This is a genomic window from Enterobacter sp. 186315, from assembly GCF_053290175.1.
On record NZ_JBPTTK010000006.1, the window covers coordinates 96,243 to 119,787 of the forward strand.

General features: G+C 54.8%; 19 protein-coding genes. 13 read left to right on the forward strand and 6 right to left on the reverse strand.

Annotated elements, in window-relative coordinates:
• Positions 1 to 42: 42 nt before the first annotated feature.
• The 11 genes from ACSVHP_RS09125 (at position 43) to ACSVHP_RS09175 (ending at position 17,531) form a co-directional block, all read left to right on the forward strand.
• Positions 43 to 735, forward strand: coding sequence for a response regulator transcription factor (locus tag ACSVHP_RS09125; RefSeq protein ID WP_234676381.1), 693 nt, complete (start codon positions 43 to 45; stop codon positions 733 to 735).
• On the forward strand, positions 732 to 2,201 hold the full coding sequence (locus ACSVHP_RS09130; RefSeq protein WP_447551722.1) for a sensor histidine kinase: 1,470 nt from the start codon (positions 732 to 734) through the stop codon (positions 2,199 to 2,201). The genes ACSVHP_RS09125 and ACSVHP_RS09130 overlap by 4 nt, the downstream gene beginning before the upstream one ends.
• Positions 2,202 to 2,739: 538 nt before the next feature.
• Entirely contained in the window at positions 2,740 to 6,429 is a 3,690-nt protein-coding gene (locus ACSVHP_RS09135; protein WP_447551723.1) for an Ig-like domain-containing protein, read from the forward strand.
• A 75-nt stretch (positions 6,430 to 6,504) separates the two neighbouring features.
• The gene (locus ACSVHP_RS09140; protein WP_447551724.1) at positions 6,505 to 8,607 is read left to right on the forward strand and encodes a type I secretion system permease/ATPase; all 2,103 of its coding nucleotides are present in this window, start codon (positions 6,505 to 6,507) and stop codon (positions 8,605 to 8,607) included.
• Positions 8,607 to 9,851 carry an HlyD family efflux transporter periplasmic adaptor subunit gene (locus tag ACSVHP_RS09145; protein WP_417316495.1) on the forward strand — a complete coding sequence of 415 codons (1,245 nt, stop codon included), beginning with the start codon at positions 8,607 to 8,609 and terminating at the stop codon, positions 9,849 to 9,851. The genes ACSVHP_RS09140 and ACSVHP_RS09145 overlap by 1 nt, the downstream gene beginning before the upstream one ends.
• On the forward strand, positions 9,851 to 11,356 hold the full coding sequence (locus tag ACSVHP_RS09150; RefSeq protein ID WP_447551725.1) for a TolC family protein: 1,506 nt from the start codon (positions 9,851 to 9,853) through the stop codon (positions 11,354 to 11,356). Before ACSVHP_RS09145 ends, ACSVHP_RS09150 begins: the two co-directional genes overlap by 1 nt.
• A gap of 40 nt (positions 11,357 to 11,396) precedes the next feature.
• Positions 11,397 to 11,999 carry a LuxR C-terminal-related transcriptional regulator gene (locus ACSVHP_RS09155; RefSeq protein WP_447551726.1) on the forward strand — a complete coding sequence of 201 codons (603 nt, stop codon included), beginning with the start codon at positions 11,397 to 11,399 and terminating at the stop codon, positions 11,997 to 11,999.
• Positions 12,000 to 12,121: 122 nt separating this feature from the next.
• A complete protein-coding gene (locus ACSVHP_RS09160) occupies positions 12,122 to 13,318 on the forward strand; it encodes an HlyD family secretion protein (protein WP_447551727.1) in 1,197 nt (398 codons plus the stop codon).
• 11 nt (positions 13,319 to 13,329) lie between these two features.
• Positions 13,330 to 15,495, forward strand: a complete 2,166-nt coding sequence (locus tag ACSVHP_RS09165; protein WP_447551728.1) for a peptidase domain-containing ABC transporter — start codon at positions 13,330 to 13,332, stop codon at positions 15,493 to 15,495.
• Entirely contained in the window at positions 15,492 to 17,042 is a 1,551-nt protein-coding gene (locus ACSVHP_RS09170; protein WP_447551729.1) for a TolC family protein, read from the forward strand. The genes ACSVHP_RS09165 and ACSVHP_RS09170 overlap by 4 nt, the downstream gene beginning before the upstream one ends.
• Positions 17,043 to 17,228: 186 nt before the next feature.
• Positions 17,229 to 17,531 (forward strand): hypothetical protein, encoded by a 303-nt coding sequence (locus tag ACSVHP_RS09175; RefSeq protein ID WP_447551730.1) that lies wholly within the window; start codon positions 17,229 to 17,231, stop codon positions 17,529 to 17,531.
• Positions 17,532 to 17,592: 61 nt separating this feature from the next.
• Here ACSVHP_RS09175 and artJ read toward each other — a convergent pair whose 3' ends face one another.
• The 6 genes from artJ to ACSVHP_RS09205 form a co-directional block, all read right to left on the reverse strand.
• Positions 17,593 to 18,324 (reverse strand): arginine ABC transporter substrate-binding protein ArtJ, encoded by a 732-nt coding sequence (artJ, locus tag ACSVHP_RS09180; protein WP_447551731.1) that lies wholly within the window; start codon positions 18,322 to 18,324, stop codon positions 17,593 to 17,595.
• Between the two features lie 179 nt (positions 18,325 to 18,503).
• Positions 18,504 to 19,172, reverse strand: coding sequence for an arginine ABC transporter permease ArtM (gene artM, locus ACSVHP_RS09185; protein WP_234674564.1), 669 nt, complete (start codon positions 19,170 to 19,172; stop codon positions 18,504 to 18,506).
• Positions 19,172 to 19,888 carry an arginine ABC transporter permease ArtQ gene (gene artQ, locus ACSVHP_RS09190; RefSeq protein WP_234674565.1) on the reverse strand — a complete coding sequence of 239 codons (717 nt, stop codon included), beginning with the start codon at positions 19,886 to 19,888 and terminating at the stop codon, positions 19,172 to 19,174. Before artQ ends, artM begins: the two co-directional genes overlap by 1 nt.
• Positions 19,889 to 19,894: 6 nt before the next feature.
• On the reverse strand, positions 19,895 to 20,626 hold the full coding sequence (gene artI, locus ACSVHP_RS09195) for an arginine ABC transporter substrate-binding protein ArtI (RefSeq protein WP_234674566.1): 732 nt from the start codon (positions 20,624 to 20,626) through the stop codon (positions 19,895 to 19,897).
• A 19-nt stretch (positions 20,627 to 20,645) separates the two neighbouring features.
• Positions 20,646 to 21,374: an arginine ABC transporter ATP-binding protein ArtP gene (artP, locus tag ACSVHP_RS09200; protein ID WP_447551732.1), complete on the reverse strand. Its 729-nt coding sequence runs from the start codon at positions 21,372 to 21,374 to the stop codon at positions 20,646 to 20,648.
• Between the two features lie 226 nt (positions 21,375 to 21,600).
• Complete coding sequence (locus ACSVHP_RS09205; RefSeq protein WP_447551733.1) at positions 21,601 to 22,119, reverse strand: lipoprotein; 519 nt, start codon at positions 22,117 to 22,119, stop codon at positions 21,601 to 21,603.
• A gap of 96 nt (positions 22,120 to 22,215) precedes the next feature.
• Here ACSVHP_RS09205 and ACSVHP_RS09210 point away from each other — a divergent pair, with 96 nt between their 5' ends.
• Together ACSVHP_RS09210 and ACSVHP_RS09215 are read left to right on the forward strand one after the other, a co-directional pair.
• A complete protein-coding gene (locus ACSVHP_RS09210) occupies positions 22,216 to 22,539 on the forward strand; it encodes a heavy metal-binding domain-containing protein (RefSeq protein WP_006174327.1) in 324 nt (107 codons plus the stop codon).
• Positions 22,536 to 23,366 carry an N-acetylmuramoyl-L-alanine amidase gene (locus tag ACSVHP_RS09215; protein WP_447551734.1) on the forward strand — a complete coding sequence of 277 codons (831 nt, stop codon included), beginning with the start codon at positions 22,536 to 22,538 and terminating at the stop codon, positions 23,364 to 23,366. Before ACSVHP_RS09210 ends, ACSVHP_RS09215 begins: the two co-directional genes overlap by 4 nt.
• Positions 23,367 to 23,545: the final 179 nt, after the last annotated feature.

Consider the following 23,545-nt stretch of genomic DNA (forward strand, 5'->3'; position numbering starts at 1 on the left):
TCAGGTAAGCTTAAGCCATAAGAACTGAATTAAGGCTGACTCATGAAGCAGATCCTGCTGGTGGAAGATGACCGCGACATCGCGGCGCTTTTACGCCTCAACCTGGAAGACGAAGGCTATGCCATCACCCACGAGCCTGACGGGGGGAACGCGCTGCTCCTCCTTGAACAACAGCCCTGGGACGCGGTGATCCTCGATTTGATGCTCCCCGGCGTCGACGGTCTGGAGATTTGCCGCCGCATCCGTCAGATGACCCGCTATCTGCCCGTCATTATTATCAGCGCCCGCAGCAGTGAAACCGACCGCATTACCGGGCTGGAAACCGGGGCGGACGACTACCTCGCCAAGCCTTTCTCCGTGCAGGAGTTGATCGCCCGCATTAAAGCGCTGTTCCGCCGCCAGCAGGCGATGGGGCAGGCGCAGGTCAGCGGCCAGATTCAGGCGCACGGCCTGACCCTCGATCCGCTGAGCCGCAGCGTGCGTCTGCACGGGCAGGAGGTGGATCTCACGCCGCGAGAATTCGAACTGCTCTACTTTTTTGCCCGCCACCCCGGCGAGGTGTTCTCGCGTCTGGCGCTGCTGGAGCAGGTGTGGGGCTATCAGCACGAAGGCTACGAACACACGGTCAACACCCACATCAACCGCCTGCGGATCAAGATTGAAAAAGACGCGGCCGAGCCGGAGATCATCCGTACCGTCTGGGGCAAAGGCTACAAGTTTGCGGAGCCGTCATGATGCGACGTTTTAGCCTGAGCCAGCGCCTGACGCTGCTGTTCGTTCTGCTCCTGCTGCTCTGCGCGGCGGTGGCCTGCATGGTGCAGATGTACAGCAGCCAGCAGTACGGCAACGCGATGGTGCAGCGCCTCTCCAGCGGCCTGGCGCAGCAGATTGTGCAGCGCGAGCCAATCCTCGACGCCGGGGGCAGGGTCGATCGCAGCACGCTCAAACCGCTTTTTGACCGGCTGATGACCTTTAATCCGAGCGTGGAGCTGTACGTGATCTCCCCGGACGGCGAGATCCTGGCGGACGCCGCGCCGCCGGGCCATATTCAGCGTCAGAAAATCAGCATTGCCCCGGTGCAGGCGTTCCTAGGCGGGGCGGCGTTGCCGGTGTTTGGCGACGATCCGCGCAGTCAAAATCACAAGGTCTTTAGCGCCGTTCCCCTGCGTCAGGAGGGCGAGCTGCGCGGCTATCTGTACATTATTTTGCAGGGGGAAGAGTCGAACGCGCTGGCGGAGATGGCCTGGCATAAAGCCCTGTGGAGCACCGCCCTGTGGTCGCTGCTGCTGGTGGCGCTGTTTGGCCTGCTGGCGGGACTGGGCGTCTGGTTCTGGGTGGCGCGTCCGGTCAAACGCCTGACGAACGAGGTTGCCGGGCTGGAGCAGGACAGCATCAGCGCCATTAAACGGCTGGCGGCCGAGCCGCTGGCCGCGGATTCGGGCGATGAGGTGGCGACCCTGCGCAACACCTTTATCGAGCTGGCGCGCAAAATTACCTCCCAGTGGAACGAGCTGGCGGACAGCGATCGCCAGCGCCGGGAGTTTATCGCCAATATCTCCCACGACCTGCGCACGCCGCTCACCTCGCTGCTCGGCTATCTTGAAACGCTGTCGCTTAAAGCCTCCACGCTGACCGCGCAGGAGCATCAGCAATATCTGGCGGTGGCCCTGCGCCAGGGGCAAAAGGTGCGTCACCTCTCCCAGCAGCTGTTCGAACTGGCGCGTCTGGAACACGGCGGCATCAGGCCCCAGCGCGAGCGTTTTGTGATGGCGGAGCTGATCTCCGACGTGGCGCAAAAATTTGAGCTGACCGCGCGCACCCGGGAGCTAAGCCTGCATATTGACGTGCCCGGCCCCTTGCCGCTGGTCAACGCCGACGTGTCGATGATTGAGCGGGTGGTCACCAACCTGCTGGATAACGCCATGCGCCACACGCCGGCGGGCGGCGAGGTGCGGCTGGCGGTCTGGCAGGAGAGCGACAGGCTACAGGTCGAAGTCGCCGACAGCGGCACGGGCATTGAGGCATCGCTGCGTGACGCGTTATTCCAGCGCCCCTCAGCCCTGAGCCAGCAGGCGTCAAAAGAAAACCGTGGCGGGCTGGGATTATTAATCGTCAAAAGAATGCTGGAATTACACGGAGGAGGAATAAAACTGATGGATTCGGTCGGCGGGGCGCGTTTTCAGTTTTTTGTTCCCTTATAAGTCCGGAATAAGACTTTCTGGTCGGTGGTCTGAGGAGTAATATGGCTGGATGTTAGCCTTATAATAAAATTAAGACCACCGCTTTATAATGCTAACGGGTGATTACTTTGATTTGAAAGTATTATCGTGAAGGAATGTAAAACAGATGTGAAATAGATTATGGTTGACGATATAACATAACCTCATTACTCTGATTTATATTCTTTTCAATATGAATCACAATTCAGCGAAAATTCTTAAAGTTTTATCCACCATTCCATAACCCCTTATCTATCAATAATTTGTTTTTTAAATTTATGACTTATTAAGTATAAGTGATGCCATTTATTTCATAAATTTAATTATATTACACCCGTCGAATCGTTGAATCCGCCTCGCAATAAGTGATACTTAACTCCTGAAGAATTTAATATTAGATTCCCGAGGCCCTTATGGCCTCTAATTTAGTTTCTTCAAAACAGCTCTTGCAACGGTGTTAGCCCGGTGTTTTTAACAGCATGGATCCGGGTCTATTTTTAGAAAATATGGAAATTAAAAAATGACAATCAAATTATCAGTTCAGCAGGCAGGGCAGAAAGCCCATAATGTCGCGTTGTCGGGTATCACTAATTCAACAATTGTGCAGGCTACACCGGGCGCACGATTCGCGATAGACAGTAAGCCAGGCGATATTACTTCGATGATTCGTCAGGGCGACAAGCTTATTATTAATACTTCCGATGGTAAGGCCATCCAGGTAGACCATTTCTTTGGTGCCGCTGGCAAGGATATGAAGTCCCTGACCATTGACGATAGCAGCGCCGCGGGCAAGAAATATGTGCTTGGCGATGAGAAGATCTATCAGGACGGCCAGAGCGTAACCTCTTATTCTCCGGAACAGCTGCGTCAGGTTGTGTCGGGTAACGAATATTATGCTCAGCAGGCGACGAAGGGTGAATCCGAGGTCGATCCGTTATGGGTGGCGCTTGGCCTGGGCGGCGTTGCGCTGGTGGGGGGAACCATCGCGTTACTGAATAACGACGACGACGATGACGATCACAGCAGCAAAAAGAGCAGCGACGACAACGGCAAGAGCGGTGACAAGGGCGGCGACAATACCAGCGGTGGCGACAACGGTAACAACGGCGGCAACAACAGCGACGTATTGCCGAGCGCGTTGACCATGGATGTCACCAACGGCAGCACCCTGCGCGGCACCACCGACACCGCTAACGCCACCGTCATGGTGGATACCACCGGTGACGGCAAACCAAACTACACGATTGTCAGCGACGAGAAAGGCAACTGGTCCGTCGATTGCGCACCGGATCTGGCGGATAAACAGCAGGTGACGGCCTGGGTTATCGACGCTAACGGCAATAAAATCGACACCACGATGGTGGTTGATTACCACGCGCCGGAGCTGGCTTCGCTGGCAATTGATGATTCCCTGCACGGCCTGTCCGGCGTAACCGATCCAAACTCTGTGGTATCGCTGGATATCAACGGCGACGGAAAAGCGGACTACGTGGTGAAATCCGATGCGAAGGGCAACTACCGTTTCGATCTGGGTGACGCATCACTGGTTCCAGGCACGTCTGCGCTGGTGGTGACCGATACTGCCGGTAACACCACGTCCCTGACCCTGCCGGTGAATACGGCGCCCGTTATCCTTGGCTTCAGCGAAACGCCGGACGGCACCATCAATCTGAGCAACACGACCTCGTTAACCTCTGCCACGCTGCACGGTATGGGCGAACCGGGTTCGGAAGTGCAGATTTCCAACAACGGCGTCGCGCTGGCAAAAGCCACCGTTGCGCAGGACGGTACATGGCAGGTTTCCCTGGATAATCTGCCGAAGGGTGACAACCACTTTACGGCGAACTCCGTAAATACGGTGCAGGGTAAAGCCTCCACTGACAGCAACGGTCGTTCGGTCACCATCAGCTACACCACCAGTGATGACGTTAACGTGCTGGCAGCAGACACCACGCGCCACATCGTTCAGACTGATGCGGGCCTGAACACCACCCAGACCATCACTCGCGCGATGCCGGACGGCGGTTATCTGATTGCCTGGGCGCAGCCGGAAAACGCGGCCTCTCAGTTCTACGACATCAAAGTCAACATCTATAACGCCAACGGCAGCATCATCAACACGATGACCATCGGCCAGCAAGGCACCATGGATGGCTATGCCAACGTCGACGGTCTGGAAAAGCTGAACAACTTTGACGTGGCGGTCTCCCCGGTTGACGGCGCTATCACCGTCTTCTATGCGCAAGGCACTAAAGGCGACCTGGATTACACCGGTACCTCTGCCGTGTACGAGCGTTTCAGCTCAGACGGTAACGCGCTGACCGACGGTCCGCAGCTGGTTGCCAGCAGCAAAGAGATCGGCGGTCTGGGCGGCCTGCTGGATGCAACCATTGGTGACGGTCTGTCGGATTTGATCACCGGAGCTATCGACTGCATCTGGAACCCGATCGAATCGCTGCTTCAGCCGCTGGCGGGCTTTATCAACGTGGATATCAAAGGTCTGGCGGATCAGTTTGTTCACGGGCTGTCCAACTGCATCGCCAGCGTACTGTATGGCGCAGGCACCTTCGGCGCGAACATCGTGCAGATGGAAGACGGTTCAGTGGTCTTTGTCGGTACCCGTTACGCAGAGTGTCTGGATACCGCTACCTTAGTCGATCGGATGGACGTTAAAGGTTTCATCACCGAATTCTTCACCAATATCGGCCTGATTGGTCAGGGCAACTTCGTGTCTGACCTGGTTGAACCGTGCTTTAACGCCGTGATGAATCTGCTTGTTAGCCCAATTGAGTCCATCGCGGATTCCGTTCTTGAGTGGGTCGACCTGAATCTTGGCGCTGATGGCGCTCAGGTCTGGAATACAGAATTTACCCCGAGCGAGAATGGCAGCCTGGTACAGAGCACTGAGTTCCAGTACGTTCAGGGTCGCAACAAAGATTCTGGTATGAACGAGAACGGCTTCATTTCAGGCAGCGACAAAAACGGTCTGTTCAGCAAAATGGCCGAGTGGGTATTTGGTTCTGATGCCGAAGATGTAGGCGCGTCTGTTGGCCTGAACGGGACTCAGGTGAGCGAAAGCACCTATGCCGTCATTTGGCAGAAAACCGGCACCAACACCCAGCTGGATAGCGATACCCAGCCGAAAGCCGTTATGGCGCTGGTTGATGCGAAAACGGGTAAACACATTACCAGTGAGATCACGCTTACGGAGAACGGCGTAGTACCGAAGATTGTCACCCTGGCAGACGGTACATTGCTGGCAACGTGGGTCGGCGTGGGCCCTCAGGACGGCGGTGACATCTACTCTCAGCGTCTGGCCGTCAGCAACAATGCCTTCGTGGCGCTCTCCCCGGCGGTGGTGGTGAACACCCTGACGGAAGGGACGCAGGGCCTGATCGGCGGCACTTTCAAAGAAGCTTACGACCTCGTTGCGCTGAACAACGGCGGCTATATCGTGACCTGGACCTCTACCGATGCGGATGGCACTCAGCATCTGCAAGGTCAGCTGTTCGATATGACCGGCGTTAAAATCGGCAATGAGATCCAGCTGGATTCCGGCGCGGGCAACACCATCAACGATTCCAGCATTACCGCATTGTCGGATGGTGGCTACGTGGTGAACTGGAGCGAAAGCAACGACGCGGCACACACCAGCACCGTGATGTACACCGTGTTCAACCAGGACGGCTCCGTGCGTTCTCTGGGCGAAGAGAATCCGATCGTTGACGGCAGCAGCGTCACGCTGGCAAACGACGTTCGTACCTATGCGGGTACTGACGATGCGGACGTGGTTGATGCACATCTGGCAAGCGCCACGGTGAACAGCGGTGCGGGCGATGACCGCGTCATCGTGGACGCCACGCTGGTGCAGTCCGTTGACGGCGGTGCGGGTCACGATACGGTGGTGTTCAGCAACGCGGGCACCATTGGTCATGAAACCCTGGAGAAATTGCATAATGTCGACACTATCGATCTGAATGCCTCCAACGGGGCGAATACCCTGACCCTCAGTTATGAGGACGTGGTCAACGTGTCGAACACCAACAAGCTGTTTATTTCCGGCGGCAAAAATGATTCAGTCGATTTAGATCAGAATCACTGGACCCAGACCGCAACCGGCAATAAAGATGGACAATCCTACAACCTGTATACCTATGATGACGATCATCATACGCAGCTGTGGATCCAGAATAATATTCAAATTGTTTAATTAGTAAGTCCCGGGAGGGCAGGTGATGTTATCTGCCCCTCCCTTATTTCTGTGATTGCAAACGGTATTCATGCGATGCTTTTAACACGATGGAGCGAAGGGCTGGTCATTGCCGCCCGCGAGTTGGGACTTAATGCCAGTAAAGAAAACCTGGAGCATTTAACCCGACAGGATAAGGACAGTCATCACGCATTTGAAGCGATGGTGAAATATCTTGGTCTGCAATGCGAATATAGCCATTTAGATATAGCCCAGCTACCCGCACAATTATTTCCCTTGTGTGTTCCTTTAAAAAATGAACAAATGCTGGTGGTTCATCATCTGGCCGGCGAAAACGCCGTCGTCACTTACGCCAGCGCGCCGGGCGTAAAAGTTAATCTGCCTCTGACTGAACTGAATAGCAAAAAAGAAGAAGGATACTGGATCGTTCAGCGGCAGCTCGCGTCTTTTGGCCGCAAATTACACGCCTGGTTAAATACCGATAATGAACGCTGGCTGTGGAAACTGATCCGCAAAGATTTACGTTATTATCTGTTAATCACCGTCGGTGCATTATTTGGCAATGTATTAACCCTCGCGGGTTCCCTTTTTTCCATGCAGGTCTATGACCGGGTTATTCCCGCGCAGTCGTTTACCTCGCTGTGGGTGTTATTCAGCGGCGTCGTGATTGCCTTAGTCTGCGACATGCTGCTGCGTATGGCGCGCAGTCGCCTGGCCGATGCCATCGGTAAGCGTGCCGATATTCATATGTCCGCGCTGTTTTATTCCCGCGCGCTCAGCATTAAAAACAGCGCCCGCCCGGATTCCACCGGCAGCTTTATTGCCCAGATCCGCGAAATTGAGAACGTGCGTGAACTGCTCACCTCAACGACGGTTCTCGCCATCGTGGATATGCCGTTCATTATCCTCTTCCTGGTGCTGATCTGGTCGATTGGCGGCTGGCTGGTGATCCCAACGCTGCTGGCGATCCCGCTGATTGTGATCCCGGGGATCGTTATCCAGTGGCCGCTCGCCAAACTCTCCCGTAAAGGAATGCAGGAGAGCGCCCAGCGTAACGCCATGCTGGTGGAAACCATTCAGGGGCTGGAAGATATCAAGCTGACCCAGTCGGAAGACCGCTTCCTCGGCATGTGGAACCACTGTATTGGCTCCGCCTCACAAATTTCTCTGGAGCAGCGTCACTGGAGCTATTTGCTCAGTAACTGGTGCCAGTTTATTCAGCAGGCCGTATATGCCTGCGTCATTGCCCTTGGTGTCTATCTGGTTATTGACAATAGTATTACCACTGGTACGCTCGTGGGCTGTTCAATTCTTTCCTCACGCGCTGTTGGCCCGTTAGGCCAAATTGCCAGCGTATTAACCCGCTGGCAGCATGCCCGTATTTCTATTAAGGGGCTGAATGAATTCCTGTCTCGTCCGTTAGAGCAGCGTGCTTTTAATGAAGTCTCACATCTGGCCAATATTCGCGGCGAATATTCCCTGACCGAGGCGAAATTCCGTTTTTCCAGTCATGCCAAATGGGCGATTGATATTGCCAGATTGAATATAAAGCCCGGTGAAAAAGTCGGTATCCTGGGCACCATCGGTGCGGGTAAATCCACGCTGCTGCGCGTCCTGTCGGGAATGGCGGATTCAGCAGAAGGGGAAATTACCCTCGACGGCGTGGCGATGAATAATCTCTCCGTGAATGATTTGCGTTCTGGGGTGGCCTATTTACAGCAGGACGCCCAGCTTTTCTGGGGAACGGTTCGCGATAACATTCTGCTGGGGAATCCACGCGCCTCCGCCGAGGATATTGTGAAATACCTGAACATTTCCGGTGCCGCCGGGGTGCTGAAAAATGAACACGGTCTGGATCTGCCGATCGCGGAAGGCGGCAAAGGGCTGTCGGGGGGACAGCGTCAGGCGCTATTGCTGGCGCGAACCTTAATTCGCAACAGCAACGTGCTGCTGCTCGATGAGCCAACGGCGTCGATGGATGAAAATACCGAGCGCCATGTCGTAAACGCGTTGCAGGCGCACTGTGAAAATAAAACGCTGGTGGTTGTTACCCATCGCCAGGCGCCGCTGCAAATGGTGGATCGTATTATCGTTATGGACCAGGGAAAGGTTATTATTGATGGACCAAAAGCTCTGGTACTTGAGAAATTAAACGCCGGTAAAAGGATGGTGGCGTGATGTTTTCATCGCAAAACGTGCTTCAGGACAAATACCAGGGGCAAATAAAAAACAGCATCGTCGTGGTTATATGTATTGTTATTACCCTTGTTGTACTGCTTATCTGGGCAACGCAGGCACGCCTTGACGAGGTCACGACCGGGCAGGGAAAAGTCATTACCTGGAGCCGTTCGCAGGTTATTCAGTCCCGTGACGGCGGGGTGATCCGCTCCCTTCTGGTGCGCGAGGGCGATAGCGTTAACGTCGGTCAAAAAATCGCGGTGCTGGACTCCACCCGTTTTCAGGCGGGATTCGATGAGGTGGGCTCCCAGGTGAAAGCGCTGGCCGTAGCGGTTGCGCGCTTGCAGTCCGAAATCAGCGGCATTAACGGCAAGCCGGTTCGACCGGACTACATCGGCATGTTGCGGAAGTACAACGCGACCAAAGACGCAGGCGCGCTGACCGACGCGGAGATCGCCGCAGAGAACAAAGACATCATCGAACATGAGTCCTCTTTGTACCAGCTGCGTCAGAAGGCGTTGACCGACTCCCTGAACGGGATGCAGCAGAGCCGCAAGCTCGCGCAAAATGAACTGGATATGATCCTGCCGCTAGTGGCGAAAGGGGCGGTATCTCAGGTTGAGGCGTTGCGTTTACGCCGTGAAGTCACCGACCAGGTGAACAAAATCAACGAAACTAAAAACCAGTGGTACGAGCAAAGCAAAGAAGATCTGGTAAAGCATAAAACCGAGCTGGACTCGCTTTTTTATCAGCTCTTACAGCGCGGCGATCAGCTGTCAGGCACTGATATTTACTCTCCGGTAAAAGGCGTGGTGAAAGATGTTCGGGTGACAACGGTGGGGGGCGTGCTGGAGCCGGGCGGTAAATTACTGGAGGTTGTCCCTTCTGAAGATCAGCTATTAATTCAGGTCAAGATCAATCCACGCGACATTGCTTTTATTCATCCCGGACAGCAGGCCGTTGTTAAAATCAGCGCGTATGAATCCTCTATTTATGGAACCATGAAAGCGGTGGTGGAGCGCATATCGCCAGATACCATTGCCGATGAAAACAATCGCGATCAGTATTTCTACCAGATATATATTCGAACCGATGCCGCCTCGTTAGTGACCAAAGACGGCAAATCGCATGAAATAGTCCCAGGGATGTTAGCGGTGGTGGATATTACGACCGGGCAAAAAACCGTCTTCGACTATATTGTAAAACCGCTGAATAAAGCCAAAGAAGCTTTAAGGGAACGATAATGAAATACCATAAACTGTCTCTGATGGGGCTGCTGATCGGATTATGCATAAATAACGCCCAGGGTGAAACGCTGAACGACGCGTTGCGGATGGGCATGGCGCGCTCGCCGTCGCTGCAATATTACCTGAGCCAGATTGCCAGCAGCGAGAGCAGCATTAACCAGGCGCGCAGCGGCTGGCTGCCGAATATTAACGTGTCGGCGGGTACCCAGGCGGTGGGGAAAGAGTCTTCCGAAGGAAATAATAAATATGCGGTAAGCGTCAAGCAGACTATTTTTGATTTTGGTCGAACCGGCGACAAAGTGGATAACGCGAAGTTTGGTAAAGGCACGCAGATCTGGAAGGCTATTGATGATGCGGAAACCATCTCGTCGAAGGTCGCCGAGAGCTACTTCAATATCCAGAAGGGCCGCAAGCTGCTGGAAAACAACAGGGCTCAGATGAAAGAGCACCGCCGCATTCTGGAAGTGGCAACCGCCCGCGCCGATGGCGGAATGGATAACCAGGGCGACGTGGGGCAGGTTAAAGTCCGAATTAAAGGGCTGGAAGCCAGCGCGGAAGATATTCACGCGCAGCTGATGGCGGCGATCAAAGAGTATGAAATCCTGGTGGGAAAAGCACCGGGAACGCTGGAAGAGACCGACATGACGTTTCTCGATCGCGAGCTGGAAAAAGATCTTCGCGAGCAGGTGAGCCTGTCGCCGCAGATCCGCTCTATGCAAATGGAGCAGGCCGCCGCCAGCGCCCAGTACAAGTACATGAAGAAGAACTGGCTGCCGCAGCTGTCGGTGTCGGTCTCGCAGGGTAAAACCTCCATCTATAACGAAAACGACACCCAGGTGATGCTCAACGTCACCAGTAACCTGTTTGACGGCGGGAACTCTTATTTCCAGGCCGAAGGTGCGGCGAAGCAGGTGGAGACTGCGCGCTGGAACGTGCAAAAAACCATTGATGATAACGCCACCAGCGTGGCCCAGCTGTTCCAGGAGGCGATAGGTTTTCGCCAGCAGGCCGGGATTTTTGCTGCCCGTTCAGTGCAATCCCAGCGGGTCATGGAGCTTTATAACGATCAGTACCGCGTGAACCGCCGGTCGGTGATTGATTTGCTTAACGCCGCCCAGGAATATTTTCAGACCATCGATAACCGGATTACGTCGATTGCGAATCACAACACGACGCTTATCCGCGCGCTGGCGAAGCTGGGGAAAATCAACCAGGCGTTTGGCGTTGAAACGGGCATTGCCCGTGACGACGAGATTGAATCTACGCTGAATGAGATGCCGGAAATCACCTCAACGTCGCCTGAGGTTAATTCCCCTGTCACGATCGCGTTTCAGGAGCGCGTACAGAATAGCGGCCCGGCAGCCGACTCGCAGGTTGCCAGCCCGTTACCGAAGCCAGGAGTGCAGGAAAGCATGGTTTCTGCCTCCAGCCCGGAACCGGATAATCAGACTACCGGCAGTGACGCCGCTGATATTCCGGATCCACTAGCATTGTTGAAATAACAATGTCATTACATGTTTACCAAAAGGATGAGTAATAGACATGTCTAACACTAAAATATTTGTATACACTGCCAATAAATTTATGCTCTACACCATCAATGAGGTGTTAAAAAATAATTTTAGCTGTGAAGTTATTTGCGACACCCCACCGAAAAGTCACTTTGAGACTATTTTTAATAACAAGGCATCAGATATTATTCTTTTTGATTCAGACATGCTCTTTGACAATAACGTCAGAGATACCCTCAATGCCCGAACGACACTGAAGGCGATCGCGTTAGTCAACGGAGAGGTTGATTATGGCCTGCGGCATATTATCAGCGGCTATGCGGATGCCATGATCGACAATACCTATGATGTCGATATTATTGTGCTGATCGTCACGTCGGTGATGAAGGGCTTCCAGTGTATGCCGCTGTCGCGCATGAATAACAATATGCTGGGGGCGCAACTGTCGCAGCTGACCCAGCGCGAGCAAGAAGTGCTTCATTATGTCTCACAGGGCGTTTCAAACAAATCGATCGCTGACTTTTTAGGCGTAAGCTATAAAACGGTGTGTGTCCATCGATATAATATTGCCTATAAATTGAAATTAAAGAAATTACCTGACCCTTCCTGTTTGAAGTCATTCAGACAATCCTGATCATTGTCTGTTTTTAATATGAATTAATAGTTGTTTATACAGCATCACACGTTGAAAAAATCATGAAATTTTTCCGTCAGGAAGTGTTGGAAGGCCGAAAAAATCATTGGCTCGGGGAAGTGATGATTGCATCTCCGCCATCATTACGCATTAGCGCATATGTGGCGATTGCGATGGTTATTTCCCTGATATTGTTTATCTGTTTCTTTTCTTATACCAAAAAGCAGCAGGTGGCGGGCGTTTTAATGCCCGATAAGGGCGTGATTAAAATATTCAGCCCGCAGGCCGGGCTTATCGACAAAGTTTTTGTTAAAGAGGGTGACGCCGTTAAAGAGGGTGATCCCCTTTTTGTTATCTCTAACGACCGCTCTTCGCAGGGCCATGACACCACGCAGGAGAGCATCAGCGAACAGATCCGCACCCGGACAAAGCTGCTGCACAGTACCTTAAGCCAGCTTGACTCCGCCTGGATCGCCGACAAAAGCACGGCGGAACGCCAGCTTCAGCAGCTCGCCAAACAGGTTGCGCTCCAGGAGAGCCAGGAGCGCAACCAGCAGCAGCTGGCGCAGCTTTTACAGAGCCGGGTGAAGCAGTATCAGTCGCTGTGGGAGAAAGAGTACGTTTCGCTTGAACAGTTGCAGCGCGTCAAAGAGGAGAGTCTTCGACAAAACGGCACGCTGGAGGCCAGCCGCAACGAGCTGATCAACACCCGCAAAGAGAGGCTGCACCGCGCGAACGAGCTGAAGCAACTCGAGAGCAACTACCTTACGCAGCGTAACGACATTCAGAGCAAAATCGCCTCCGCCGGGCAGGAGTTAACCGAAAGCGAGCTGAAGCGCGAAATCATTATTCGCGCCACCACGCGCGGCACGGTGACGGCGTTAACCGCCGCCGTCGGGCAATACTTCGACGGCCATGCGCCGCTGCTGAGCATTATTCCGGAAGGATCAACCCTGCTGGCCTATCTCTACGCGCCGGGCTACGCGGTGGGCTTTATCAAACCGAACAGCGACGTCTGGCTGCGCTATCCCGCCTGGCCGTGGCAAAAATTTGGTCAATACCACGGCACGGTGGTCAGCGTGTCTAAAGTCGCGCTGACCCAGCGTGAAATTGAACTCTTTGAAAGCAAGGACAGCGGCGAACTGCTTTACCGCATTGTGGTGCGACCGGACAGCAACGTCGTCAACGTCTACGGCGAAAAAATGCCGTTGCAGGCCGGGATGCAGCTCGAGGCCGACGTGGTGCGCGACAGTCGGCGGCTTTACGAATGGATATTTGAACCGCTGCTGAAGATATCACCAGCGGCGCAAGGGAAGTAAAGGATTCAGGGATGTCAGAGAAAGTACAGTCAATTAACTACGGCTTCAGACGCCACAAGCTGCCGGTCATTTTGCAGACCGAGGCGGCGGAGTGCGGCCTGGCCTGCATGAGCATGATCTCCGCGTGGCACAACCACGCGCTGGATCTCAGCGAGCTGCGCCGCGAGCACGGCGTGTCGCAAAAAGGGTTAACGCTCACGCAGCTTATTCAGGTTGCGCGTCGATGCGGATACACCACGCGCTCGCTTCGCCTGGAGATGGACGATCTTAAAAAGCTGCGCCTGCCCTGTATTCTCCACTGGGACATGACGCATTTTGTGGTGCTGAAAGAGGTGGGGGCAAAGCGCTGCGTTATTCACGATCCGGCGATCGGGCAGCGGGCGCTGTCGATGGACGATGTCTCCGCATCGTTTACCGGCGTGGCGCTGGAGCTCACGCCGGATGAAACCTTTGTCACCGCGCCCGCGCCGCCAAAGGTGAAGATTAGCCAGCTGATTGGCCGCATCATCGGCCTGAAGTCCAGCGTCACCTACGTGGTGATGCTGGCGCTGGCCATTGAGTTGATTAGCCTGCTGCTGCCGCTGTTTTCCCAGTGGACCATCGATGACGTGATCGTGTCCAGCGACCGGCATCTGCTGGTTATCCTGATGATTGGCTATGCGATGACCCTGATTATCAAACAGGTGATGTCGACGATCCGCGCCTGGGTGATGATGTTCATCACCACCTCAGTGCGCGTTCAGTGGCAGGGCAGCGTGTTCCGCCATCTGATCAATCTGCCGGTGAGTTTCTTCGAGCGCCGTCATCTGGGGGATCTGGTGTCGCGCTTTGGTGCCGTCGACGCCATTCAGGGCACGCTCTCATCGTCGTTCCTCGTCGCCGTGCTCGACGGGATATTGAGCATCGTGACGCTGGTGATGATGGTGCTGTACAGCGGCTGGCTGACCCTGATCCCCTGCACGGTGATTGTGCTGTATGCGGTGGGACGCTTTATCTGGTATCTGCCGCTGCGGAATGCCTCTCAGGAGGAAATTATCCACGCCGCGAAGCAGAACTCGCATTTCCTTGAAACGATGCGCGGGATTAAAACTCTCCAGCTTTTCCAGAAGAACGGCCAGCGTGCGGACGAATGGCTGACGCTGCTGGTTAACCAGCTCAACGCGAGCGTGCGCACGCAGAAGCTTCAGATCCTTTATCAGCAGCTTAACGGCATGTTGTTTGCCGCTGACAGCCTGCTGGTGCTGGGCATTGGGGCGTCGATGGTTATCGACCAGACCTTTACCGTCGGCCTGCTGATGGCGTTTATCTCTTATAAGGGCCAGTTCCTGGAGCGCGTCGCCAACCTGATCGACAACGCCTTTGCGCTGAAAATGCTGTCCATCCAGACCGAGCGTCTGGCGGACATCGTGCTGACCGAACCGGAGCAGCCTGCGCTTAACAGCCCCGACGCGGCGCCTGCGAGCGGAGCGCCGGAGCTGACCTTTAGCCATATCACCTTCCAGTACGCGCCGCAGGAGCCGGAGGTGTTGCACGACGTGTCCTTTACGGTGAAGGCGGGGGAGTGCGTGGCAATTGCCGGGGCATCGGGCGGCGGCAAAACCACGCTTGGGCAGCTTGCGCTCGGCTGCCTGACCCCCACGCAGGGCGAGATCCTCATCAATAACGTGCCGCTGTCGCGCTTTGGCCTGGAACGCCTGCGCGCCATGAGCGCGGCGGTATTGCAGGATGACGTGCTGTTTGCGGGCACTATTCTTGAAAACATCACCTTCTTCGATCGGCGCTGTGACAGGGAGCTGGTGACGCAGTGCGCGCAGATCGCCGCGATCCATTCCGACATTATGGCAATGCCGATGCAGTACAACACCATGGTTGGCGATATGGGCGCCGCGCTGTCGGGCGGGCAGAAGCAGCGCCTGTTCCTTGCGCGTGCGCTGTACCATAAGCCGCGCTTTTTGCTGCTGGATGAAGCGACCAGCAGTTTAGACGTCATGCTCGAACAGCACGTCAGCGAAGCGCTCAGGCGCCTCAACATGACGCGCCTGATTATTGCCCATCGCCCGCAGACGCTGATGATGGTTGACCGGGTGATCGTGATCGACAACGGCCGGGTGGTGGCTGAAAAGCTGCCCGGCGACTTATTTCCAGGTTTAAGAGCAACTGAAGGGGCACAGGGATGAAAGTACGCTTCTGCACAGGGGTTAGCGCGTTGACGCTATGTGCGGCAATGAGTGTGAAGGCGCAGGATAATTTGCAGGCGCTGCTGGGCGAGGCGATACCGCCCGCGCCAGCCGCGAGCGCGCCGGCCAAATCATTCACCACGTCACCCGATACGCTGGCGTTGCTCGATAAACTGCTGCTGGAAGAGAGCGACATCGCGACGACCGCTGCGCGTAAGCCGATGACCCTGCCGTCGGCCGTCAGGCCGCCTGCGGATTTCTTCAGCCCGGACGCTGAGGCGATGTGCGACACGACGGCCGCCACGACGCTGCGCAACTTTAATCAGGCGCTGTCGCTTGCCATCTGCCAGGATCCCCAGATGCGGATCCTGGCGCTAAATTTAAAACGCTATCTGCTGGATTATAAAATAAGCCAGTCGGCGTGGATGCCTGAAATAAATTTGCTGTTCAATACCGGTAGCGAAACCAGTCAATACGATCTGGCGGGGCGGGACAATTATCGTACTAACGATCGCACCACGAATACCGGCGTGGAGCTAAGCTGGCTGTTATTTGATTTTGGCAAACGCGAGGCGGCGATCGGTGAGAAGAAAAACATCTGGCTTAGCAATCAATATCAGACCCTGTCGAAATTTCAGGACTATATTATCGGCTTTGCACAAACCTATTATCAGGTAATAGCAAAGAAAACCATTATGATTGCGGCCAAAGACAACGAAAAGGTGGCGCGTAAAACCTGGGAGATCACCCAGAATAAATACCGCAGCGGGGTCGGCGTGCTGGGCGATGCGTTGCAGGCAGAGAACATGCTGCTTTCTGCAACGCAAAACCGGATGCAAAAAGAGGGGGAGTATGAGGTGGCGCTGGGAAAGCTCGCCAGCGCGCTCAACCTGCCGCTCAGCAGCCGGTTGCAGCCTGACGATCTCTTTATCCTTCCGGGCAGCAGCCAGATGATGGCGCTACAGCCGCTGCTGGATGAGGCCTCCGCCAGACACCCGCTGGTGCTTGCCGCGCAGAAAAATATCGAGGCGGCAGAGCAGCAGGTCAATCAGGCGCAGCGGGATTTTCTGCCGTCCGTGACGCTGCGGGCGGGAGCCAACAAAGGCCACTCCTCCGTTGATGAAGCCCAGTACGTGCCGGTGAATCGCACCGATACGATGTACGTCGGGCTGAACGTGTCCGTGCCGCTGTTTTCCGGGTTTCGCCGCTACAACCAGCTCCAGGCGGCGCATGTTCAGCTTGCCTGGTCGCAGCAGGATTACCAGAACACGCTTAAGGATATCGGCCTGAATACGTGGAACGCCTGGCAGGGGCTGAACACCGTCAACCGAAGCCTGGAGGTGATTGCCCAGCGCCTCAAAACCGCGCGCCGCGCCTATGAAATTGCCAATGGCCGCTATCTGACGGGAGTGGGGACGATTATTGAACTGCTTAATACCCAGCAGCAGTTATCCAATGCCGAGATAGATGAGGCGAATATCAAGATGGACTGGTATCTTCAGCGCTTAAGCCTATTAGCCTCCGTCGGTAAGCTTTCTTTAATGTAAGTTTTAGACTCTAAATTTATAACCTGGATGTAGGGTAATATTATTTTATTTTGCAGGTGGGAATATAAGCCCTCACTAAATTTATTTATTTTTATGTTCAGGGCGCAATTATTTTATTGGATAATTAGCGCGTGGCTTTTAGATGCGTTATGTCTCAGCACGGTTATTTAAACAAGGAGAAGTTATATGTACGAAATGAATGAAGCTGAAATCGAGATGGTAAACGGCGGCATTTTCTCGAAATCATTAAGTGATTCAATCAACGGCGCGATTTATGGTCTGGGTGCAGGTTTTGCAACCGGTCTGGCAATGGGTGGTATTAACACCAAATCTGCGGGTCTGGGCTTTGGCGTGGCCGCGCAGGGCGTTGGCGCACTGATCGGTGCGGCGGTAGGGGCAATCGAAGGTACGATCGGTGGCTTCATCTACGGCCGTGACGATATCTCTAAATGGGTTGATGGCTACACCAGCCGCATTGCCGTGGGCTGATTGCTCTGCTAAGACTATAAAAAAAGCTGCCGAGGCAGCTTTTTTTTATGGCGCAGAACCCTTACTGCGGGAACCACTGGTCGCTGATTTTCTTATACGTACCGTCGGCTTTAATCGCTTTCAGCGCGCCGTTAAGTTTTTCCAGCAGCGCTTTATTGTCCGGGCGTACCGCAATGCCCAGACCGGTGCCGAAGTACTGCGGATCGGTCACTTTCTCGGTCGCCGTGCCCAGCTGCGGGTTGGTTTTCAGCCATTCGTTCACCACGGCGGTATCGCCAAAGACGCCATCAATACGGCCGTTTTTCAGGTCGATAATCGCATTCTGATAGCTGTCGTAGGCCACGGTTTTCACTTCCGGGTGTTTGTCCTGAAGGTATTTCTGGTGGGTGGTGCCGTTTTCCATCCCGATGCGTTTGCCTTTCAACTGGTCAAAGCTGGTGTACGCGCCTTTCTTCGCAATCACGACCGCCGAGTTGGCGTAGTACGGGTCGGTGAACGATACCTGCTTGCTGCGCTCAGGCGTGATGTCCATGCCGGAGATCACCGCGTCGTATTTTTTGAATTTTAAGGACGGGATCAGGCTGTCGAACGCGTGGTTGGTGAAAGTACAGTCGGCCTGCATCTGTTTGCACAGCGCTTTCGCCAGATCGATATCAAAACCGACGATCTGATTGCTGGCATCCAGCGACTCAAACGGTGGGTAGGTGGCTGAAACGCCGAAATTGATTTTGTCTGCGGCAGTTGCGCCAGCGGCGAAGGTTGCCAGTAATGCGGCCAGAACTAACTTTTTCATTTTGAAGCTCCCGTCTGTCAATCTTGTCATGATGCGCCGTGTCTGCGGCATTGACGTACAATGCCAGTGATTGAATTTATATGCAATAAAAACGATTAAATATTGTTTATGGAATAAAAAAAAGCGGGCAACACATCAGGTTGCCCGCTTTCAGAGTACAGTTTTATGCACTTGTTTGATTAATTTCTGCGCTCAAAGGCCAGCGCTTTACGCTCAATCAGGCGCATCATCAGGGTTAGCAGGCCGTTCACCACCAGATAGACCACGCCGGCCGCGCCGAACACCATCACGTCGTAGGTACGCCCGTAGAGCAGCTGCCCGTGGCCCATGACTTCCATCAGCGTGATGGTATAGGCCAGAGAGGTACTCTTGAACACCAGCACCACTTCGTTGGAGTAAGAGGAGAGCGCGCGTTTAAAGGCGTAAGGCAGCAGGATCGCCAGCGTGTCTTTCTTGCTCATCCCCAGCGCACCGCAGGACTGCCACTGTCCTTCCGGGATCGCGCGGATGGCACCGTGGAACAGCTGCGTGGTATAGGCGGCACTGTTAAGGGACAGCGCAATCAGGGCGCACAGCCACGGCTCGGAGAGCAGATGCCAGATGACCGGATACTCTTGCAGCGTCGGAAACTGGCCCGGCCCGTAGTAGATCAGGAAGATCTGCACCAGCAACGGCGTACCGGTAAACAGGGTGATGTACGCGCGCACGATCCACACCAGCACCGGCGTTTTCAGCGTCAGGATGATGGTAAAGATGAGCGCCAGAACAAGCGCCACGATGATAGACGCCACGGTCAGCGTCAGGCTGGTGTGCAGCCCTTTCATCAGCTCGGGTAAATAGTCCAGCATCAGCCTGGTCTCCGTTCAAAACGCGTTGCGCGCAGGTCAATACGCTTGAGGATGTATTGGCTCAGCAACGTGATCACCAGGTAGATAGCCGCCGCCACGATATACCAGGTAAACGGCTCCTGGGTACGGGTGGCGATGCTTTTGGTTTGCAGCATCAAATCGTTCACGCTGATCAGGCTCACCAGCGCGGTATCTTTCAGCAGCACCAGCCACTGGTTACCCAGCCCCGGCAGCGCGTGTCGCCACATCTGCGGCATCACGAGGCGAAAGAAGATAGCCGTTTTCGATAAACCTAACGCCTGGCCGGATTCCCACTGCCCCTGAGGCACCGCTTTCAGCGCGCCGCGCAGGGTTTGCGAAGCGTAGGCGGAGTAGAGCAGGGAGAGGGCGATCACGCCGCACAGGAACGGGCTGACGTCAAAATTTTCAATCTGCATCTGTACCGGGATCTGCACCACACCCAGATTAAGGGTGAAGCCGTCCGACAGCATCAGCAGCAGCTGTGACGAGCCGAAATAGATAAACAGGACCACCAGGATCTCCGGTAGTCCACGCAGCACGGTGACCAGCGCCGAGCCTGCCCATGCGACGGGGCGCCATTTGGCTGACTCCCACACCGCAAAGAACATTGCCAGCACGAGGCCGATAACCAGTGCGCAAACGGCAAGGCCGACGGTCATCCCGGCGGCGCTTGCTAAAGGAAAAATTTCATTCATCAGGAATTACTTCTGGAACCATTTTTTGTAGATGGTTTCGTAGGTGCCGTCTTTTTTCACCTTCTCGAGAGCGGCGTTGAATTTCTGCTGCAATTCAGTGTTGCCCTGACGAACGGCGATACCCAGGCCTGTGCCGAAGTAGTCTTTATCTGTCACCTTGTCGCCCACGGCCGCCAGCTTGTCGTTCGCTTTCAGCCACTCGGTGACTACCGCGGTATCACCAAACACGCCGTCGATACGACCGTTTTGCAGATCCAGCTTCGCGTTCTGGTAGCTGTCATACGGAACGGTGGTGATTTCCGGATGTTTATCCATGATGAATTTCTGGTGCGTAGTGCCGTTCTGAACGCCCACTTTCTTGCCTTTCAGCTGGTCAACGGCGGTGAATTTGCCTTTCTGGCCGATGAACAGCGCGGAGTTATCGTAGTAAGGCGTGGTGAACAGCACCTGCTTTTCACGCTCGGGGGTGATGTCCATACCGGCCATTACCGCGTCAATGCGGCGGAACTTCAGGCTTGGGATCAGGCTGTCGAACGCCTGGTTGCTGAAGGTACAGGTCGCGTCGATCTCTTTACACAGGGCGTTAGCCAGATCCACGTCGAAGCCGACAATCTTGTTGTTAGCATCGATAGATTCAAACGGAGGATAAGACGCTTCGGTCGCGAAACGAATGGTCTGGGCTGCGGTAGCGGAAAGGCTGACGCTGGCAAGCAGTGCGGCGATCAATACTTTTTTCATTATCATTTCCCCTGGCAAATCAGTGAGACAAGTAGTTTTTGAAGGCGTCGGTTTGCGGCTGGATAAAGCAGCTCGCATCACCTTGCTCGACGATATAACCGTTTTCCATGTAGACCACGCGGCTGGCGGTTTTCCGCGCCACTTCGACTTCATGGGTCACGATCACCTGCGTAATGTTGGTTTCCGCCAGTTCACGGATGATGCTCACGATCTGGGCGGTAATTTCCGGATCCAGTGCGGCAGTCGGTTCATCGAACAGCAGAACGGCCGGTTCCATCATCAGCGCGCGGGCAATGGCCACACGCTGCTGCTGACCACCGGACAGGTGCAGCGGATAACGATCGCTGTAAGGCTTGAGGCGCAGACGCTCAAGCAGCTTTTCCGCACGCGCCATCGCCTGCTCTTTGCTTAAGCCGAGCACGCGGCAGGGCGCTTCAATCAGGTTTTGCACCACGGTCAGGTGCGGCCACAGGTTGTACTGCTGGAAAACCATGCCGACGTTTTGACGCAGCTCGCGAATGGCTTTATCTGACGGGGTTTTCTCGAAATTAAAATGGTTACCGGCAATTGCCAGCGTGCCCGAACGGGGCATTTCAAGCAGGTTAAGAACGCGCAGAAGGGAGCTTTTACCCGCGCCGCTTGGGCCGAGCAAAACCAGCGTTTCGCCCTCAGGGCAGCTTAGCGTGATGTCGAACAGCGCCTGGTGTGCGCCGTAGAAGCAGTTAATGCCGTTTAGTTGAATACTCATCGGGGCAGTCTTTACTCATCCAGGCAATCTATAGCAATTGAGGCCGCAGATAGTACCGTTGACAGAATAGTTATGCAATATTTCTGCGTTAAAAGTTAAATATAACCCGTATTACCCTCTAAACATAGCACAAAATAGCGGAGCCTAATGGCGGCGAGAATAAATGTCGGCATTCCGCCAGAAATGCCGGACATTTTACGGGGTTAACATTTATTCAGGTGATGATTCAGCGGTTCTCAATGGACTGGCGGAGCGTGCCCGCCGGGGCGTGGACGCTGTCGCCGATGTAGCGCACATCGTCAACGGCCCAGCATTGCCCTTCGCGGATCATCAGCACTTCATCCTGCCAGGTTTGGGTGCCCTGGGTCAGCTTCACGCGCAGCGGAATGTTCCGCGCATCGGTATTAGGAATAGTAGAGGCGCTGGAGACTTCCGCGCCGTCCGGAACCGTGGTGCGGCTGGAGAACGGATCGGATTTCAGCAGGGCGTTATGCTGCGGATCGCGTGACGCATCGTTAAGCAGTTTTGCCAGACCATCGCTCAGGTAGGGGCGCAGCGCGGTCAGATCGTTATTCTTGTGCTGAATACGATAATCGTAGAACTGTTGCGCCACGGTATCCGGGCCGCCCTCTATGCAGGGGCCGCTGCGGGTACCGATATCCTTAAAGGCTGGCGTGACCGGCGTAGTGCAGGCGCTGAGCACCAGCGCGCATGGCACTAAAAGCGTTAAAGCAGAGTAGCGCATGTTGATTTCCTTATTTATTAACTATCCTTTCAATCATAGCGTAACGACCCGATAATGCAGTGCCTAAGGCATTGAACGCTAAAGAAGGAGAGAACCATGCAGTTTTCAACAACCCCAACCCTGGAAGGACAGCCGATTACCGAGTATTGCGGCGTGGTCACCGGCGAGGCCATTCTCGGCGCGAACATCTTCCGCGACTTTTTCGCCGGTATTCGCGACATCGTCGGCGGCCGTTCCGGCGCGTACGAGAAAGAGTTACGCAAAGCGCGGGAAATCGCCTTTAAAGAGCTGGGCGAGCAGGCGAAGGCGCTGGGCGCGGATGCGGTTGTCGGTATTGATATCGATTATGAAACCGTGGGTAAAGACGCCAGTATGCTGATGGTCAGCGTGAGCGGCACGGCGGTGAAAACGCGTCGATGAAGCGTCTGTTATCTCCCCTCCTGCTGGCGCTGCTGCTGGCAGGGTGCGCCACGGAAAAAGGCATTGTCGATAAAGGCGCGTATGAACTGGATACCCGCCATCAGGCGCAGGCGGCGTATCCGCGTATAAAGGTGCTGGTTATCCACTACACCGCCGATGATTTTGACAGCTCGCTGGCGACGCTCACCGACAAAAACGTCAGCTCACACTATCTGATCCCCGCCATTCCTCCTTCGCCCGAGGGCAAACCGCGCATCTGGCAGCTGGTGCCGGAGAGCGAGCTGGCGTGGCACGCCGGGATCAGCTTCTGGCGCGGCACTAACCGTATCAATGACACCTCTATTGGCATTGAGCTGGAAAACCGGGGCTGGCAGAAAGCGGGCGCAACGAAGTACTTCGCGCCGTTTGAACCGGCACAAATTTCGGCGCTGGTGCCGCTCGCTAAAGACATCATCGCCCGCTACAACATCCGGCCCGAGAACGTGGTGGCCCATGCGGATATCGCGCCCCAGCGTAAAGACGATCCCGGCCCGCTGTTTCCGTGGCGCGCGCTGGCGCAGCAGGGCATCGGCGCCTGGCCCGATCCCGCTCGCGTGAGCTTTTATCTGAACGGTCGCCCGCCTTATCAGCCGGTGGAGACCGCCGCGCTCCTCGATCTGTTATCCCGCTACGGCTATGAGATCCCGGCTTCCGCGACGCCGCAGCAGCAGAAAAGAGTCATTACCGCCTTCCAGATGCATTTCCGCCCGCAGCGCTGGGATGGCGTAGCCGATGCCGAAACCCAGGCTATCGCCGAGGCTTTGCTTGAAAAATACGGGCAGGGGTGATCCTTCGGGATCCCCCGAATCTTAGACCTTTCTCATGCTTTTCGCAGACTTATCTAAGTCTAAATCTTAACATTTAGTAGATTAATCTTAGGTTCAATCTCAATTCTTTTTTACTAAATTGACTTAAAATTACCCGCGATTAATATAGACACATAGCTTGCTAATTAATAACAGCAGTG